We start from the raw sequence: 17,921 nt of genomic DNA, 5'->3' as shown, positions 1-17,921 counted from the left end.
TCGCTAAACCAGAACTATAATTTCTTTTTTTAGAAAAAGAAAATAAAGAAGAAAAGACTGCTCTCTGTTCCATGAGAAAAATAAGTCTTGATTCAAATCACTTAATCCAGACAGCAAAAAAGCTCTGAAATCACAGCGGTTGTTAAATCAACCGCTGCTCTTTCAGAGCAATGTAATCATCGAAAGATTATTTGTTTTTCAAGTTGTAAAAAGCTTGCAAGCCTTTGTATTCAGCAACTTCACCAAGTTGGTCTTCGATACGTAGTAATTGGTTGTATTTAGCAATACGGTCAGTACGTGAAAGAGAACCAGTTTTGATTTGGCCAGCATTTGTTGCAACTGCGATATCAGAGATTGTTGAATCTTCTGTTTCACCTGAACGGTGAGAAACAACGGCAGTATAACCAGCTTCTTTAGCCATTTCGATCGCATTGAATGTTTCAGTCAATGTACCGATTTGGTTTACTTTGATTAGGATTGAGTTACCGATACCGTTTTTGATTCCTTTTTCAAGGATTTCAGTGTTTGTAACAAACAAGTCGTCACCAACTAATTGAACTTTGTCGCCTAGACGTTCAGTCAATAGTTTCCAACCATCCCAGTCGTTTTCATCCATACCATCTTCGATTGTGATGATTGGGTATTTGTTAACTAACTCTTCCAAGTAGTCAACTTGTTCTGCAGCTGTACGTTTCACACCGTTTTCGCCTTCAAATTTCGTGTAGTCGTACACGCCATTTTCGTAGAATTCAGAAGAAGCACAGTCAAATCCTAGGTAAACGTCTTTACCTGGTTCTAAACCAGCAGCTTTGATAGCTTCTAAGATTGTTTCAACACCATCTTCAGTTCCTTCAAAACGAGGAGCGAAACCACCTTCGTCACCTACTGATGTTTCTAAACCACGTTTAGATAAGATTGATTTCAATGCATGGAATACTTCAGCACCCCAACGTAGACCTTCTTTGAATGTAGGTGCGCCTACAGGCAAGATCATGAATTCTTGGAAAGCGATCGGAGCATCTGAGTGAGATCCGCCGTTGATGATGTTCATCATAGGTGTTGGCAATACTTTTGTATTGAATCCGCCTAAGTAGTGGTATAAAGGTACTTCTAAATAATCAGCAGCTGCACGAGCAACGGCAATAGAAACACCAAGAATTGCGTTAGCACCTAATTTGCCTTTGTTAGGAGTTCCATCTAAAGCGATCATTGCTTTATCGATAGCCATTTGGTCACGTACATCGTAGCCGATGATTGCTTCAGCAATGACGTTATTTACATTGTCAACTGCTTTCGTTACACCTTTACCACCATAACGAGCTTTGTCGCCATCACGTAATTCAACTGCTTCGTGTTCACCTGTTGAAGCTCCTGAAGGAACCATTCCACGGCCGAAAGCACCTGATTCTGTGTAGACTTCTACTTCGATAGTTGGGTTACCACGTGAGTCTAGGACTTCGCGTGCGTAAACATCAGTAATAATTGACATGTTTTGTCTCTCCTTTGAGTTTGTTTTATCTTAAGGGAATCTCCCTTGCGAACATCTTAATTGTAGTGAAAAAAGCTGTTTTCTGCAAACAATATTTTCATGAGAATGAAATTATTTTACTGCATCCAACAATGCTAGGAATGAATCAGCTTGCAAGCTTGCGCCGCCAACTAATGCTCCATCTACATTTTCTTTTGCCATGTATTCTGCAATATTTTCAGGTTTTACAGAACCACCGTATTGGATACGTACAGCATCAGAAACTTCTTTACCGTATAATTTTTCAACTGTTTGACGTACAACACCACAGATTTCATCAGCAATTTGTGCATCTGCTGATTTACCTGTACCGATCGCCCAAATTGGTTCGTAAGCAATGACTAGATTGCTGACTTGGCCATCTGTCAATCCTTCTAAACCGGCAGTGATTTGTCCTTCGATCCATTCAGCTGTTTTTCCAGCTTCATAAGTTTCTAAAGATTCACCACAACATAGGATTGGGATCATACCATTTGCGAAAATTGCTTTCGCTTTTTTGTTGATGTCTTCGTCAGTTTCATGGAAATATTCACGGCGTTCTGAGTGACCGATGATTACATAGTCAACACCTAAGTCAGCTAAAGCAGCTGGTGAAGTTTCTCCTGTAAAGGCACCTTCATTTTCCCAGTAGCTGTTTTGAGCAGCAATTTTTAATTCTGTACCTTCTGCAGCTGTTACTAATGTTTCCAAGAACAACGCTGGTGCTCCGATAACAGAATCTACTTTATCGTTGCTAGGAATTTTTGTTTTGACTGCTTCAGCAAATTCTTTTGCTTCTTTCGCAGTTTTATTCATTTTCCAGTTTCCGGCAATAATTGGTTTGCGCATTTTTCTGGCACTCCTTTGTTATTTAAGGGTCACGGCTGCTTATTGCAACGCAGCCGCGTCATTGCTTGATTATTTGTCGTTGATTGCTGCTAATCCAGGAAGAGTTTTACCTTCTAGAAGTTCTAAACTAGCACCGCCACCTGTTGAGATGTGAGTGAATTTATCAGCAAAACCTAATTGTTCTGCAGCTGCAGCTGAATCTCCACCACCGATGATTGTTGTTGCATCTTCAAGGTTTGCGATTGCTTCACAAACACCGATGGTACCATTAGCAAAGTTTGACATTTCGAACACACCCATTGGTCCGTTCCAAACAACTGTTTTTGCACCTTTTAATGTTTCAGCGAACAATGCAATTGTTTCAGGTCCGATATCTAAGCCCATTTGACCTTCAGGAACATCACCAGTATGTTCTTCTGTTGGAACATCATTTGAAAATTCAGCAGCTGTGATTGAGTCAACTGGTAAAACAAGTTTATCGCCAGCTTTTTCGATCAATTCTTTTGCCAACTCAACTTTATCCGCTTCAACAAGAGAGTTACCAATTTCCATTCCTTTTGCTTTGTAGAATGTATAAGTCATTCCGCCACCGATCAAGATCTTGTCTGCTTTAGGAATCAAGTTTTCAATGACACCGATTTTGTCAGATACTTTCGCACCACCAAGAATCGCTACCATTGGACGTTTTGGTTCTTCGACTGCTTCACCAATAAATTTGATTTCTTTTTCCATTAAGAATCCAGCAACTGTTGGGATTCCTGTAGAAGCGATTCCGACGTTTGAAGCATGGGCACGGTGAGCTGTACCAAATGCATCATTGACAAAAACATCCCCTAATGAAGCCCAATATTTACCAAGCTCTGGATCGTTTTTGCTTTCTTTTTTGCCGTCAACATCTTCAAAACGAGTGTTTTCGAAAACAACAACATCGCCGTCTTTCATGTTGTTGATTGCTGCTTCCAATTTTTCCCCACGTGTTTCAGGAACGAAAGTCACTTCTTTGCCTAACAATTCGCCTAGACGTTTTGCTACTGGTGCTAAAGATTTGCCTTCTTTATCTGCTTCTTCTTTGACACGACCTAAGTGAGAGAAAAGAATTGCTTTTCCGCCATTTTCGATCACGTAATTAATTGTTGGAAGTGCTGCTTTGATACGAGTGTCGTCACCGATCACACCGTCTTTCAATGGAACATTGAAATCCACACGCACAAGAACTTTTTTATCTTTTAAATCGATATCTTGAACTGTCATTTTAGCCATGAACAGATTCCTCCTAATGTAATTGTTAAAAAAAGCGGAGAAGCGCGCTGCTTCCCCGCTTTCTCTTGCGATGGTTTAAATGAATGTACGACGCAAATCTTATAATTTAGCGAAGTATTCTAAAGTACGTACTAATTGTGCAGTGTATGACATTTCGTTATCATACCAAGCAACAGTTTTAACTAATTGTTTGTCGCCAACAGTCATAACTTTTGTTTGAGTTGCATCAAATAGTGAACCGTAAGTCATACCAACGATATCAGAAGAAACGATTTCGTCTGTGTTGTAACCGTAAGATTCGTTTGAAGCTTCTTTCATTGCTGCGTTTACTTCGTCAACAGTTACTTCTTTGTCAAGAACTGTAACTAATTCAGTTAATGAACCAGTTGCAACAGGAACACGTTGAGCAGCTCCGTCTAATTTACCGTTCAATTCAGGAATTACCAAGCCAATAGCTTTAGCAGCACCAGTTGAGTTAGGAACGATGTTTGCTGCAGCAGCACGCGCACGGCGGAAGTCACCTTTAGGGTGTGGTCCGTCTAGAGTCATTTGGTCACCTGTGTAAGCATGGATCGTAGTCATCAAGCCTTCGATCACACCAAATTTGTCATTCAATGTTTTAGCCATAGGAGCTAAACAGTTAGTTGTACATGAAGCACCAGAAATTACTGTTTCATCACCTGTTAAAGTTTCGTGGTTTGTGTTGTAAACGATTGTTGGTACATCGTTTCCGCCAGGAGCTGAGATAACTACACGTTTTGCACCAGCTGTTAAATGTTTTTCAGCAGCTGATTTAGAAGTGAAGAATCCAGTACATTCTAGCACGATTTCAACACCTAATTCGCCCCAAGGCAATTCTTCAGGGTTGCGGTTTGCTAGAACTTTGATTTCGTTTCCGTTCACGTTGAATGATCCTTCATGAACTTCAACTGTACCGTTGAAACGTCCTTGTGTTGTATCATATTTTAACAAGTGTGCTAACATTTTAGCGTCTGTTAAGTCGTTGATAGCCACAACTTCGATTCCTTCTACTTCTTGGATACGACGAAATGCTAAGCGTCCGATACGTCCAAATCCATTAATACCTACTTTAACTGTCATTTAAGATTTCCTCCTTATGAAAATCATAAAAATATTTATTTTAAAGGGTTGCCCCTTTTAAAATCTCATTGGCACAGGCTTCATCTGTGATGAGCCATGTTTGTTTTGGTGCATTTTTCATGTATGCATTGATCGCTTTGGCTTTTGATTTACCGCCTGCGATTGCGAAAATGATCGGCACGTTCTGCAAGTCCTTCAACTGCAGTCCGATACGAGGAATTTTATAAACGACCTCGCCTGCTTCATTAAAGAAATAACCGAAGGATTCCGCTACTGCATTCTTTTGTTTCAGCATCAGGATCTCTTTTTCTGACATCTTTCTTCGAGCTGCCATATGCAGTGCTCGTCCAATACTATGAATAACACAATTTGCTTGACTTATCAAGTTTAAGACATCAAGGATCGCTGGTTCTTTCAACAAAAATTCATAGGTGTTAGTGCTTAATTGTTCCGGTACAAATAGGGAACGATAATTACCATTGGTACGCATCGCCATCACTGATCCGACTGAATTTGCCTGAACATTGACTGCTTCTCCGATGCCCCCTCTGGCTGGGACAAACAAGTTATGGCGTTTGCCAGTTTCAAGATTGCCTAGTTCTTCGGCAACTTTTGCCATTGTCGTACCGCCCATCACAGCGATCGTATTCTCACCATCTGGCAGCAATAAGTCTAACGACTCATTAAGCAGCTGACCGAATTCAGCAATCACTTTCGGTTGACGGTCCCCATCACCGCTGGCAATCAAGCAACGATCAATCCCGAAGTACTCGGATAACCGCTTCTCTGTTTGATGCATGCCAAACAATTGATCCATCAAACTGCCGATTTTTGTATAGATTTCTTCGCCATAGGCCGTTAATTGCATACCGCTTTTAGACGAATCAATCAATTTAAGTTTTTTGAGGATATCCGTTTCAGACCTCAACACACGTTCCGTCATTGCTAAGCTTTCAGACAATGTCCGCCGCCCTACTGGTTGCATCCAATAGATAGTCCGTAAAATACGGTAACGTTCTTGAAGCACCGCGAGGATATCCGGGGTGATTGCCTCAATCAATTTCAATTCATCGAGCATTTTGCATCCTCCCGTTGGACTTTTTTTGTCCTACAATGACTTAAAATGACCCATCTATTCCAAAAAAAATTTAATTCATCTCTTACACCAATAATAGTAGCACTTCTGGACGCCTCATGCAACTATTTCAATTATAAAAAATGATTCTCCAAACTTTTTTAACCGTAAAGCGGATTCTTATCACAGCCAAAAACAGCTTTCAAACTAGTAAAAGAAATCAACAAAGAAAAACTCGAGCAAAAGGATCAGCGACCGCCTATGAAAAGCGGGCAGAGCTATTTATCACAAGTAGCCCTGCCTTTGCTACGGTTATATGAAACCCAAATTGCTTACCTGTCTTCTTATGTATAAGAGGTGGGGTCATTGGACTTTTTGCCGTCATTCTTGTTGAATCTTTCTTCAATAGCTGGATCAGAACAAGAACTGTATCGAAAAATCAATCAAACCGCTTTCGTTTAGAAGATCCAGGAATATTAAGAGCCTCACGATACTTGGCAACAGTCCGTCGAGAAATTTCCACTTCTTCCGCTTTTAACAAATCAGCCAATTTTTGATCAGAAAGCGGCTTCTGCTTATTCTCTTCGTTGATCAAAGCTGCCAAACGTCGCTTGATTGCCTCCGTGGTGACATCCTCTCCACTTTGGGTGGACACTTTTTGACCAAAGAAGGACTTCAGTTCAAAAACACCAAATTCTGTCTCCAAATATTTCCCATTGACGGCACGACTGACTGTCGATTCGTGAATACCTAATTCGTCAGCGATTTCTTTGAGGATTAATGGCTTCAATGGTCGGTCAGCTTGTAAAAAAAAGTCTTGCTGATGATGAACGATCGCTTCTCCCACTCGATAGATGGTATCTCCTCGCTGCTGGAGAGTCTTTTTTAGCCATTCAAATTCTTGGGCTTTGTTGTCTAAATATTTCTTTACCTCAGCATCGCCACTTTGTTTTAATTGATCAAAATAGTGTTGTTGGAAACGGACTTCCGGCATTGCTCGTCGATTAGAGGTAACCACTGGCTGGCCTTCAGTAATCGTAACTCGCAAATCTGGGATGATATACAAACCATCTGTAGACCCAAAGGCCGCCCCTGGTGTTGGAGTCAACGTTTGGATATAGTCAAACACCTTCTGAATTTCTGAAAGCGAAACTGCTAGATTTTTCGCTATTTTGTCCCACTTGCGCTCTGCTAATTCCGTGAACCATTCTTCAAGAACGATATAGGCGAGTTCTGGCGCAGCATCGTCCCGTTCAGTTTGAAGCATGAGGCATTCTCGTAGATCTCGTGCGCCGACACCCGCTGGATCCAACTGCTGAATCAGTGTCAAGGCATCGAGCATCTGAATCTCTGAAGCTCCGATCATTTGACCAGCCTTCACCAAATCAATGGTCAAAAATCCATTCAAATCAATATATTCCACTAGAAATAACACGACGGTGCGTAGAAAGGTGTCTCGGTAATTTAAATGGATTTGATCGATCAAATACTCAAAGAGCGAACTTCCTCTATTTGGGATCTGATTCAAATATTCATTGAATTGCTCAGATGTCCCACTGCCTTGAGTATAACTCGTCGGATATTCATGGTCCGTTAAATCGATCAGGGGATTCTCTAATGCCTGATTATCTACGAAAGCAAGCAGTTCATCTGATGAAAATTGCAGCACTTGGATCGACTGCTGTAATTTCTGCGTCATCGCCAACTTTTGTGTCTGTTTTTGTTGTTGCGAAAATTGTTGTTGAAATTTCATCATTTTACCTCTTGTTTTTTCTGAGAAAATTGGTTAAACTGTTATTTGTGCTTCGCGCCTTTAGTGTAGTGGATATCACGTAAGATTCCGGTTCTTGAGACGGGGGTTCGATTCCCTCAAGGCGCGTTTTTCATTTCATTTATAGTATACTTTATCTCAAGGGATAATTCAAAAAACCACGGAAGTGCTGACAGCACTTCCGTTTTTTTTATTTTGATTGAGCTCTTGCCATCTTCCATACGCTGTTGCCTTTGCTAAACACAAAAAAGAAGAGGCCTATTCCTCTTCTTCCTCGTCATCAAATTCGTCTTCTTCATCATCATCGATGATCGTTAGATCTTCTTCAATGTTCCCTGGTAGTTCCTCTTCGTCATCATCGTTATTGTCTGCACCAATTTCTTGCAGATCTGAGTTATATGCGGAGATTTCTTCATCCTCATCGTCATCATCGTCAAAAAGATCCTCTTCATCGTCATCAGACAAATCAGTATCCTCTGGGTCATCATCGTTATAATCGATCGCGTCTTCATCGTCACTAATAAAGGCATTCACTTTCTTACGTTTGCGACGACGCGGTGTATCTTCATCTTCATCATCGATTCCGTGGTTGACTTCTTCATCGATTGAGTCGATCGCATACCATGAACGCAATCCCCAGCGATTGTCTCCCAAAGAAATAAAACTGCCATCGATATTCAAGTCTGTATAAAACTGCGCCAAAGAATCACGAATCTCGCTGTCCGAAGTTTCTAGATAGTTTTGGATTTGGTTGACCAAATCAGAAAAATCCATCACGTCACCGCGTTGCTCTAAAATCGCATGGGCAACTTCGATCATTGACAATTCGTTTTTATTTACACCTTCAAATACATTAATTTCCAAACGGGACACGTCCTTTCACAGTCTACTCCTAATCATACAAAAATGTGAGACAAATTGCAATTTATTCTTTCAAAATTTGCATTTATTTAAGCAGTAAACTCCAAAGAAAGTTTGTATTCTCCCACTTTGTCTTCCATCATAAATAAATCATAATGGACATCGACTTTACCTGAATAAGGACGATCTTTCAGACTCACATGTAAGTGACTTGTATATGTATGGAAATGCATCGTGCCGTAAGGCGTTTGATAACTTGTTTCTAAACGTTCTTTGTAAGCGAATTTCAAGCGTGTTCGCATTTCTCCCGAGCGAATCAGTTGGATCACGCCATCTGGCATAATTTTCATCGTCACTGGTACTTCGGCTCCTTCTGGCTGAATCTCTTTGTATCTCAGATACAGCGTATCGCCGATTTTGACCGCCTGTCCTTGTAAATCAAACAAAAAATCTTGTGTTTCTCCCGCTTGTTCGACCTTTGTCGTTAAATGGATCGAAATCGGAATTCCTTGTGACAATTCCCTCATGATAGTGTGCCTCCTTAGCAGATTTCAGTTTCATTTTTCCTTTTTTCCCCTCTTTTGTCAATCATTTCAGCTAAAACATCCACTATAGAACGTTTTCTTAGCTTTTTGATTAAGTTTTTTCATGATCTTCATATATAATAGTAGGAGATCTTATTATTGAAGGAGAATCTAAGCCTACCGTGACCATTGAAATGATTGATCAAATGTTGCCATTTGATCCCCAAACTACCGAGAATCGTTTTTTACCGTTTGCATTGACCGATGTATTGAGTGAATATGCAGGCGTTCATCATCAGGAATTTTTACACTTTTGGCAGTTGCCTGATACTATGATTTTAGGAATGAAAGATACCCGAGTGCCTTATTTCACCGAAGGAATATCCGCTTTGACGACTGCTGGCTTTCAACCAATCATCCGCAACTCAGGCGGGCTTGGGGTCATCAACGATGCCGGTGTTCTGAATGTATCGTGGATTTTCCCAAAAACGTTAGCTGCTACTACAGATGCGGCTTATCAGCGAATGGTCGACTTGATGCGAGAAGCATTTCCCGAAAAAGAAATTGCGGCCTATGAAATCCCAAACTCTTATTGTCCCGGCACCTTTGACTTGAGTATGGACGGAAAGAAAATCGCAGGGACTGCCCAGCGCAGGATCAAAGCAGGAATTGCAGTCATGATGTACCTTAGTGTCAACGGCGACCAACACTATCGAGGAGAAGTAGTAAGAACGTTTTATCAAAGAAGCTTGAAAGAGCAGTTTGGTACTAATGGCTATCCCGCCGTTGAACCTACCAGTATGACAACACTCCAAGATGTGCTTCAGCGTTCTTTCTCTGTATCAGAAGCTGCCTCACGACTGCAAGAGGCCTTGATGCGGCTAACTAAGTCCTCTCTCAGCCCTGTGACTGCATCCGAATGGGTTGAAAAAAATGATCAAGCGGCATTACTAGAGGCTCGTATGACCAATATGTATCAACGAAATCAACCGATAAAGGAGAGTTCACAATGAGCATCCCATATAAGTATCAAACACTTGCTATTGAAAAAGTATTCCGTGATCCTGTACACAACTATGTGCATGTGCAGCATCAAGTGATCTTGGACTTGATCAATTCGAAAGAAGTACAGCGCCTGCGAAGAATCAAACAACTAGGAACTTCTTCGTTTACTTTTCATGGTGCTGAACATAGTCGCTTCTCACATTCGTTAGGGGTTTACGAAATTAGCCGCCGCATCTGTGATTTGTTTCAACGAAATTTCCCAGTTGAAAAAGTTGGGTCTGATGGCTGGGATGACCGGGAACGATTGGTCACGCTTTGTGCTGCTTTGTTGCATGATGTTGGCCATGGCCCTTATTCTCACACTTTTGAACATATTTTTCATACCGATCACGAAGCCATCACTGTAGCGATTATTACTTCTCCAGAAACAGAAGTCTATCAAATCCTCAATCGTGTGGAAGAAGGTTTTCCTGAAAAAGTGGCCAGTGTTATTACTAAGACATACCCAAACCCACAAGTGGTGCAAATGATTTCCAGTCAGATCGATGCGGATCGCATGGATTATTTACTGCGGGATGCATACTTCACGGGAACGGAATACGGCACATTTGATTTGACACGTATTCTGCGAGTCATTCGTCCCTATGCTGGCGGGATCGCATTTTCTATGAGTGGCATGCATGCGGTAGAAGATTATATTGTCAGCCGCTATCAAATGTATGTCCAAGTCTATTTCCATGCCAGTTCTCGGGGAATGGAAGTTATCTTGGCACATTTACTAAATCGCGCTGCCGAATTGTATCAAGAACATGAAGAAATTTTCCAATCGCATTCCCAGCTTTTGCTGCCCTTTCTTAAACAGCACTTTACTTTGGAAGAATACCTAAAACTAGACGATGGCGTCTTGAACACTTACTTCACTCAGTGGACGGAAGAAAATGATCCGATTCTTAGTGATTTAGCCAAACGATTCTTGAACCGCAAACCGCTGAAGTCTGCACGTTTTGAAGAAGACACTCAATTGCCATTGATTCATGAACTGCAATCTCTTGTCGAAAAAGTCGGTTTTAACCCCGACTATTACACAGCAATCAATTCTAGTTTCGATTTACCTTATGACTTTTATCGCCCAACTTCCGGCATGCATCGGACACAAATCGAACTGCAAGAAAAAGACGGCTCCCTAGTGGAATTATCCAAGGCTAGTCAACTAGTAGCTGCACTTGCTGGTCAAACACAAGGAGACCAGCGCTTTTATTTCCCAAAAGAAATGATTGACCCCGCACTACAAAATCACTATGATTTATTTTGGGATACGTATCAAGAGTTTGCGAAACATATTCGCAATGGTGCCTTGATCAATACGAACAACTAGGAGGAAGTTATGAGCATCAAACTGATTGCTATCGATATCGATGGCACGTTACTGAACAATGATCGAAAAATCACACCTGGAGTGTACCAAGCACTAAAAGCTGCGGAGGCACAGGGTGTTCGAATCGTCTTATGTACTGGCCGCCCCTTAACAGGTGTCCAAGATTTATTAAGTGAACTAGACTTGTTTTCAGAAACGGACTACGTAATCACATATAATGGTTCTCTCGTACAGAAGACTAAAACAAAAGAAATCGTTTCTGAATTCGGATTGACGCATGAAGAATACTTAGAAGTAGAAATGACTGCCCGTAAATTAGGGGTTCATTTGCATGTGGAAACCCAAGATACGATGTACACAGCGAATCGAGACATCAGTCCTTATACCGTCTATGAAGCCTTTTTGGTCAATATGCCTTTGAAATATCGTACACCGGAAGAAATGACTGCGGATCTGAATATCATCAAAATGATGATGATCGATGAGCCTGAATTGATCGATGCTATTATTCCACAATTGCCAACTTCATTGACTGAGCGTTTCAATATCGTCAAAAGTGCGCCATTTTTCTTAGAAGTCTTGAATAAGAAAGCTCATAAAGGGGCTGCGGTTCAGAAGCTAGCTGAGGAACTAGGTATCTCACAAGCAGAAGTCATGGCGATTGGTGATAACGAAAATGATCTAACGATGGTCGAATATGCGGGTCTTGGCGTTGCAATGGCTAATGCAACAGAAAATGTCAAACAAGCGGCCGACGTCATCACTGCTTCCAATGAAGAAGATGGTGTAGCTAAAGTTATCAATGACTATGTGTTAAATGAACTAAAATAAAAGAGTAAAAAAGACAACGATCACTGCCTTTATGCATGATCGTTGTCTTTTTGATTTACCCATTGTTTCACTGCCCAGGCATGACTGCCGCGTTTCAATAAATGAATGGCTTCTTCTGGTGTATGCCACGAAAGTTGGTTGTGTTGTTCTGTTGGCTCACCTATTTTTTGCCAATCAGTCATCAAATAAAAATAGGCCGGATGATGGTAATACGTTTCTCGATGTCGCGAGTAAAAATAATCAACCGCCTCCCCTAAATAACTGGCGATCTTTCCTGCAAATCCTACTTCTTCGACCAATTCCCGTTTGATCGTTTCTTCCTTCGATTCACCGGGTTCAATCTCCCCTCCTGGTAAAAAAAAGGCGCCATTTGGCGCTTGGACCAAAATCACTTGTTGGTGTTCATTCGGAATCACGACATAGGCACCGAATCGTGAAATATAGTCAGCCCCCGGCTCTTTTTGCCCAAACACTTTCTCCTTGTTCCCCATGTTTCCCTCCATCATCTCTTTCTTTCCATTCTACCTTAGGAAGCCACTGGCGACAAGCTGCAACTTGACGGGGTGCACTTTTCTTACCACAAAAAATCGGGTTATGTTATTATAGGCTTACCACAATTGAAAGGATGAATGACAAATGAAAATGGCACATACTTGTGTGCGAGTGAAAGATCTTGAAGCATCACTTGCATTTTATCAAGAAGCATTCGGTTTTGAAGAATCGCGCCGTCGTGATTTTCCAGAAAACAAATTTACGTTGGTTTACCTGACATTACCAGGAGATGATTATGAATTAGAATTAACTTATAACTATGATCATCCCGGCTATGATCTAGGTGACGGCTATGGTCATATCGCGATCAGTACCGATGATTTAGAGAAACTTCACGAGCAGCATAAAGCAGCTGGTTTTGATGTTACTGACTTAAAAGGCTTGCCTGGTACTTCTCCTTCTTACTATTTCGTGAAAGACCCAGATGGCTACAAAATAGAAGTGATTCGCGAAAAATAAAAAAGTACTGTGACTTAAGTGCAGCAACAAATGGAGCATCCGAACGATAACGAAATTGCATCTACTCTCTAGTAGGTCCTCGCAATTTCGTGGAAAAAGTCAGTTCGGATAGCTTCCTTTGTTTTCCTTTTGTCACAGTTTTTTATTCATTACTGCTGTCAAAACAGCTGGAAGGAGAATGCTTATGAAACCAGTGATTGGAATTGCTGGCAACGAACGAACGATGATTGATGGGGAAGCCCATTGGATTACATATACCCCGAGAAATTTTGTGACACAGATTCAACAAGCCTCTGGCCTTCCCCTTATTTTACCCATGGGAGCTCCCGAAAATGCCGCCCAATATGTTGCCCAGATTGATAAATTACTTTTGGCAGGGGGTCATGATGTGACTCCTCGCTATTATGGCGAAGAGATGCATCCACTGATCCAAGGTACACATCCTGAACGAGACGCATTTGAATTGGCGTTGATCAAAGAAGCTGTCGCACAAGAAAAACCAATTTTTGGTGTCTGTCGTGGCATGCAGCTATTGAATGTTGCTTTCGGCGGCAACCTCTATCAAGACTTGTCATTGGTCGAGCAACCAACCATCAAGCATGTGCAAGCACCGACACCCTTTCGCTTTCCTACTCATTCCGTTGAGATCGTTGCTGACAGTCGTTTAGGAAAATTATTAGGAACCACCTATCAAGTGAATTCGTTTCACCATCAAGGCATTAAAGATGTTGCAAAAGATTTCCAAGTGATCGCAACTGCCCCTGACGGTATCGTAGAAGCCATTGAAACTTCTGCCTTTGCGGCGCCGATTTTAGGGATCCAATGGCATCCTGAATTAACCGCACAAGAAATTGCTTCAGAACAGCAAATTTTCGACTACTTTGTTCATCAGTTTTGACATTATGCCAACAAAGATTTCGCTAGCAGAGGCAATGCCTGATTGAAAAAAGACTTGGTTATATTTGAAACTAGTAGTTTAAATGACTCGTTTTGCTTTAATAGTTAGTAATTAAAGGCTGATTGGATACTAGCTTGATCAATTGGCGGTCTTGACTCATTAAAGCTACTTTACCTAATTCTACGTAGAAAAAAACCGATGAAAAGCAGAGGGTTTTCTGGATACCATTTGGTAATCAGAAAGCACAAGCTTTTCATCGGTTTCTTTATTGAAGCCTAACTAATCGGAGAATTTGTTGGCTGGTCATTTTTCATTCTTCATCAAAACGAAAGATTGTTTCAATGAAGCCAAAATGCCGTTATCGTTATAAATCAGTACGTTTGACTTATACATTCTTGCTGAGATCAGCATCAATGCCAATGTACTTACTGCTAAGATGGCTACAGAGACTGCCGCGCCTCCGATACCTACTGTATCGTTAGCCAATCGGACTGGCATGATAAATGAAGATAAAAACGGGATATAAGAAGTGACCCGCAAAATGATATTGTTAGGATCTGTACCGCCTAGAATCAAACCTAACATATAACCGGCTAAAGAAAGGTAAGTGACAGGAATGATCGCCTTGGCAGTGTCCTCTGCTTTATTGACTAATGAACCGCACAAAGCAGACAGGACAGAGTAAATCAAAATTCCTAATAGGACAAAGATGACCGAGTAAATCAAGAATGGACCGAATAATCCATCAATTGAGAAATTGGCTAATACATCTTTGACCATTGAAATGTCTTTGATCCAATAATAACTGATAGCAAAGATACCGGCGTAAGCCAATAACTGAGCTAATGCGACCATAATTACACCGGTTAATTTGGCATAAAAGTGAACCTGTGCTCTCGTACTGGACAAAATAACTTCCATGATCCGGGTCCCTTTTTCGGAAGCAATCTCTTGGGCAATGATTTGAGCGTAAGTCAAAATAAACATGAATAAAATAATTGTTCCGACATAACTCACAATGTATTGGATCGAACTATTGTCTTCCCCAAGCTCCATTTTGCCATCTTCGGTGAAAGAAACTTTTTGTTTACTGAAGTTTGCTGGCTCACTTAAACTAGCCACTTGCTCCTGATTTAATCCGAGTGCTGCGGCACGTCCCGAGGCTTGCAACCCAGACAATAATTGCTGAACCGTCAACTCTGTGGTTTGTCCCATAGAAGATTCACTCAATAATTCACCTTTGATACTGTCGGCCTCTGAAGTAACGATCAAGAATGCATCGACCTTTTCATCCGCTAATTGTTTTTTTCCAGCTTCTTCAGAATCTACCACTTCAAATTGATAGTCTTCATTTTTCTGAGCTGCGATTGTTTGTGCAATAGCTGGTTCATTCGCATAAACAGCAATTTTATCGGCACTGTTCATTCCATCGGTAAAAATTCCTACCACATAAATAATGCCCAATGCAATAAATGGAATCAATATCATGATCAAAAACGAGATCGATTTCACGTTTTTCTTAAACACATCGAGCGCGATCACCCAAAATTTACTCATTGTCTTTTCCCGCCTTTCTCTTAAAGATTTCTTCTAATGTCGGCGGTTGTTGGTTAAACATCGGGATATAGCCATCAGCTGTGGCCAAATCAAACAATGTGCGACCGACTTCAGGATGCGATAATGTAATGTCATAACTCCCATCTTCTTTATGAAGAACTTTTTCGACACCTTCAACTGCTAGGATGGTTTCTTTTGACAATGAAGATTCCAAGAAGACTTTCGTCCGCCCAAACGATTCACGGATCTCATGAACTTTTCCGTTGAGAACCGTTTGACCATCTCTTAGCATGATCAAATGATCGCAGATTTTCTCAACATTATCCATGTTATGACTAGAAAAAATGACACAAGACCCTTTTTCTTTTAGTTCAATAATGCCATCTTTCAGCAACTCAGCATTGACAGGGTCCAATCCGCTAAATGGTTCATCCAAAATGACTAATTTAGGTTCATGAATCAATGTTGCGATCAATTGGACTTTTTGCTGATTCCCCTTCGATAATGATTTAACTTTATCTGTCTTTTTCCCTTTTACTTGGAATTTTTCCATCCATTCGTCGATCTTAGGTTCAATTTCTTCTTTCTTTTTTCCACGCAAGCGTGCAAAATAAATCAGTTGATCTTGGATGGTTACTTTAGGGTAAAGTCCCCGTTCTTCTGGCAAATAACCAATCAAATTGTATTCCTTTTCTGTGATTTGATGGCCATTCCATAGTACTTCTCCTTGTTCAGCCCGTAAGAAATCTAGAATCAATCGGAATGTCGTGGTTTTACCAGCACCATTTTGACCGATCAGCCCCATGATCTCGCCATCGTTGATTTGAAAGGACAATTGATCCACTGCCCGATAGTCCCCAAATGTTTTCACTAAATTCTTTGCTTCTAACACAATTTCACCTTCCTTGTCTTTTAAGTTAGTATAAATAACCGGCTAAAAAGCCGATAATTCTTCCAATTAATGCGCCGACTCCCATAAAGAGCAGCGTATCCCGTAACACGTGTTGCCGCTTAGCTAGTTTCTCTGGTTCTTTGTAAAAAGAGGCGCGGTTCTTGTACAAGCGACGCATGAGAAATGACACCACACCGATGACAAGAGGCGCACAAATCAGCCCAACTGCAACACCATATGAGAAACCTAGTATCTCATTATAGGTAAGTATTAGCCAGCGAGCGAGGAGATAAATCAAAAGCAGAATAACCAAGCCAACACCTGTTATGCCAAAAGAACGTTTCATAAGATAGCGTGCCTCACTATCGATTCGTTCTTGATAGCTTTGCTGATCACTAAAAATAGCTGGTGTCTCTAAAGGAGCCTGAAAATAGTAGTAACGGTTTTTGTAGGAACTAATATACTCCCATCCGCCGGCTTCATACATTGCCAAGTATTCATCAACATCAGATTTGTCTCCTTGAAAAAAATCGACAGCAAACTTCTTCTCTTGTGGTTGGCTTTGAATAAACTTCAAAAAACCGAACTGATTCATATGCACAAACTGCCAACCTTTTGCTGCTTGCTCTTGCAGCCGCATCATTTCTTTTTCTGGATAATAGGCAACACCTAATGAATACAAATATTTTGTCTTACGTTTGCTCATCTGCCAGTCCCCCCAACTCACCCATAATCTGTTCACCAATCTCAAAGAAATGTTTTCGTCGCTGAATGTCCTTTTCTAAAGCCGTTTTTCCTTTGGCTGTGATCTGATAGATTTTTTTACGATCTGTCGTCTCTTCTAAACTGATCATTTCATTTTTGGTCAATTTTTTCAATATAGTATACATTGTTGCCGGACCGATTTCATAGGTACCTTGGCTTAATTCATTGATTTGCTTCATGATCACATAGCCATGTTTTGGCTTTAATAAAGCTAACAAAATCAAATAAGTTGAATCGGTCAATGGTTCATCCATGTGTTTTCCCCCATCCTAGGAAACTATATCACTTACTGATATATTATCGAATGATATAATAAGTGTCAATCTCTTTTTGTAAGCAATTTTCTCCCGGATTTGGGTAGTTTTCTGATTATCTATCGGCGTATTTCAGAACTATTTACACTTAGTTGACCGCTTTATACTTACCTTAGTTAGCAACTAGGGATTCGAGATTGATGCTCCCTATCAAGCTTCGAACGGACATGTCAGTCATTCAAAAGAGAAATCCTTTTCCCAAACGGGCGACACAGCTTTCAAAGGGCAGTTTTTAGTCAATTGACCCACTTTACAAATCTAACTTCTATCAAAATATCAAAAAGTAAAATATCAAAAAGGCCTTGATCTCTATTCAGAAGATAAA

Annotated in this window: 18 protein-coding genes and 1 tRNA gene; 6 read left to right on the top strand and 13 right to left on the bottom strand. The window is 40.8% G+C overall.

Translation table 11 applies throughout. The features are described 5' to 3' along the window. Window positions 1-187 precede the first annotated feature (187 nt). The 6 genes from eno to rpoN all read right to left on the bottom strand — a co-directional run bounded on the left by eno (window position 188) and on the right by rpoN (window position 7,545). Window positions 188-1,489, bottom strand: coding sequence for a surface-displayed alpha-enolase (gene eno / locus EGX73_RS09210; protein ID WP_003127565.1), 1,302 nt, complete (start codon window positions 1,487-1,489; stop codon window positions 188-190). Between the two features lie 111 nt (window positions 1,490-1,600). Beyond that, entirely contained in the window at window positions 1,601-2,356 is a 756-nt protein-coding gene (tpiA, locus tag EGX73_RS09205; protein WP_003127564.1) for a triose-phosphate isomerase, read from the bottom strand. 69 nt (window positions 2,357-2,425) lie between these two features. Then, on the bottom strand, window positions 2,426-3,616 hold the full coding sequence (pgk, locus tag EGX73_RS09200; RefSeq protein ID WP_003127563.1) for a phosphoglycerate kinase: 1,191 nt from the start codon (window positions 3,614-3,616) through the stop codon (window positions 2,426-2,428). A gap of 99 nt (window positions 3,617-3,715) precedes the next feature. Further along, on the bottom strand, window positions 3,716-4,717 hold the full coding sequence (gene gap, locus EGX73_RS09195; RefSeq protein WP_003127561.1) for a type I glyceraldehyde-3-phosphate dehydrogenase: 1,002 nt from the start codon (window positions 4,715-4,717) through the stop codon (window positions 3,716-3,718). Window positions 4,718-4,757: 40 nt separating this feature from the next. Further along, on the bottom strand, window positions 4,758-5,795 hold the full coding sequence (locus EGX73_RS09190; protein WP_003127560.1) for a sugar-binding transcriptional regulator: 1,038 nt from the start codon (window positions 5,793-5,795) through the stop codon (window positions 4,758-4,760). Window positions 5,796-6,231: 436 nt separating this feature from the next. Continuing rightward, window positions 6,232-7,545 (bottom strand): RNA polymerase factor sigma-54, encoded by a 1,314-nt coding sequence (gene rpoN, locus EGX73_RS09185; protein WP_005471810.1) that lies wholly within the window; start codon window positions 7,543-7,545, stop codon window positions 6,232-6,234. A 54-nt stretch (window positions 7,546-7,599) separates the two neighbouring features. Between rpoN and EGX73_RS09180 the strand changes: the two genes are divergently transcribed. Then, window positions 7,600-7,671, top strand: a tRNA-Arg gene (locus EGX73_RS09180). A 150-nt stretch (window positions 7,672-7,821) separates the two neighbouring features. On the opposite strand, the gene rpoE is transcribed toward EGX73_RS09180, so the two are convergent. Next, the gene (rpoE, locus tag EGX73_RS09175) at window positions 7,822-8,427 is read right to left on the bottom strand and encodes a DNA-directed RNA polymerase subunit delta (protein ID WP_005471809.1); all 606 of its coding nucleotides are present in this window, start codon (window positions 8,425-8,427) and stop codon (window positions 7,822-7,824) included. Between the two features lie 86 nt (window positions 8,428-8,513). Next, a complete protein-coding gene (locus tag EGX73_RS09170) occupies window positions 8,514-8,951 on the bottom strand; it encodes a DUF1934 domain-containing protein (RefSeq protein ID WP_005471808.1) in 438 nt (145 codons plus the stop codon). Window positions 8,952-9,130: 179 nt separating this feature from the next. On the opposite strand from EGX73_RS09170, the gene EGX73_RS09165 reads away from it, so the two are divergent. Genes EGX73_RS09165 through yidA form a run of 3 tightly spaced genes read left to right on the top strand, consistent with a single transcriptional unit; the run spans window position 9,131 to window position 12,159 of the window. Further along, window positions 9,131-9,961 (top strand): lipoate--protein ligase A, encoded by an 831-nt coding sequence (locus EGX73_RS09165; RefSeq protein ID WP_005471807.1) that lies wholly within the window; start codon window positions 9,131-9,133, stop codon window positions 9,959-9,961. Further along, window positions 9,958-11,328 carry an HD domain-containing protein gene (locus tag EGX73_RS09160; protein ID WP_003127554.1) on the top strand — a complete coding sequence of 457 codons (1,371 nt, stop codon included), beginning with the start codon at window positions 9,958-9,960 and terminating at the stop codon, window positions 11,326-11,328. Before EGX73_RS09165 ends, EGX73_RS09160 begins: the two co-directional genes overlap by 4 nt. A 9-nt stretch (window positions 11,329-11,337) precedes the next feature. Continuing rightward, the gene (yidA, locus tag EGX73_RS09155) at window positions 11,338-12,159 is read left to right on the top strand and encodes a sugar-phosphatase (RefSeq protein WP_003127553.1); all 822 of its coding nucleotides are present in this window, start codon (window positions 11,338-11,340) and stop codon (window positions 12,157-12,159) included. Window positions 12,160-12,188: 29 nt separating this feature from the next. On the opposite strand, the gene EGX73_RS09150 is transcribed toward yidA, so the two are convergent. Then, window positions 12,189-12,650, bottom strand: a complete 462-nt coding sequence (locus EGX73_RS09150; protein WP_005471806.1) for an NUDIX hydrolase — start codon at window positions 12,648-12,650, stop codon at window positions 12,189-12,191. A 145-nt stretch (window positions 12,651-12,795) separates the two neighbouring features. Between EGX73_RS09150 and EGX73_RS09145 the strand changes: the two genes are divergently transcribed. Together EGX73_RS09145 and EGX73_RS09140 are read left to right on the top strand one after the other, a co-directional pair. Further along, window positions 12,796-13,170, top strand: coding sequence for a VOC family protein (locus EGX73_RS09145; RefSeq protein WP_003127551.1), 375 nt, complete (start codon window positions 12,796-12,798; stop codon window positions 13,168-13,170). Window positions 13,171-13,354: 184 nt separating this feature from the next. Next, a complete protein-coding gene (locus EGX73_RS09140; RefSeq protein WP_123866896.1) occupies window positions 13,355-14,068 on the top strand; it encodes a gamma-glutamyl-gamma-aminobutyrate hydrolase family protein in 714 nt (237 codons plus the stop codon). A gap of 303 nt (window positions 14,069-14,371) precedes the next feature. Here EGX73_RS09140 and EGX73_RS09135 read toward each other — a convergent pair whose 3' ends face one another. From EGX73_RS09135 to EGX73_RS09120, 4 genes are read right to left on the bottom strand one after another with little or no spacing between them, the layout of a single operon-like run. Further along, the gene (locus EGX73_RS09135; RefSeq protein WP_003127548.1) at window positions 14,372-15,625 is read right to left on the bottom strand and encodes an ABC transporter permease; all 1,254 of its coding nucleotides are present in this window, start codon (window positions 15,623-15,625) and stop codon (window positions 14,372-14,374) included. Then, complete coding sequence (locus EGX73_RS09130) at window positions 15,618-16,517, bottom strand: ABC transporter ATP-binding protein (protein ID WP_003127547.1); 900 nt, start codon at window positions 16,515-16,517, stop codon at window positions 15,618-15,620. The genes EGX73_RS09135 and EGX73_RS09130 overlap by 8 nt, the downstream gene beginning before the upstream one ends. Before the next feature lie 25 nt (window positions 16,518-16,542). After that, a complete protein-coding gene (locus tag EGX73_RS09125) occupies window positions 16,543-17,223 on the bottom strand; it encodes a DUF2812 domain-containing protein (protein ID WP_123866895.1) in 681 nt (226 codons plus the stop codon). Then, the gene (locus EGX73_RS09120; RefSeq protein ID WP_003127545.1) at window positions 17,210-17,536 is read right to left on the bottom strand and encodes a PadR family transcriptional regulator; all 327 of its coding nucleotides are present in this window, start codon (window positions 17,534-17,536) and stop codon (window positions 17,210-17,212) included. The genes EGX73_RS09125 and EGX73_RS09120 overlap by 14 nt, the downstream gene beginning before the upstream one ends. Window positions 17,537-17,921 lie beyond the last annotated feature (385 nt).

Source organism: Enterococcus sp. FDAARGOS_553 (genome assembly GCF_003812305.1).
Classification (GTDB): Bacteria; Bacillota; Bacilli; order Lactobacillales; family Enterococcaceae; genus Enterococcus_D; species Enterococcus_D gallinarum.
This window is presented reverse-complemented; position numbering and strand designations above follow the sequence as displayed.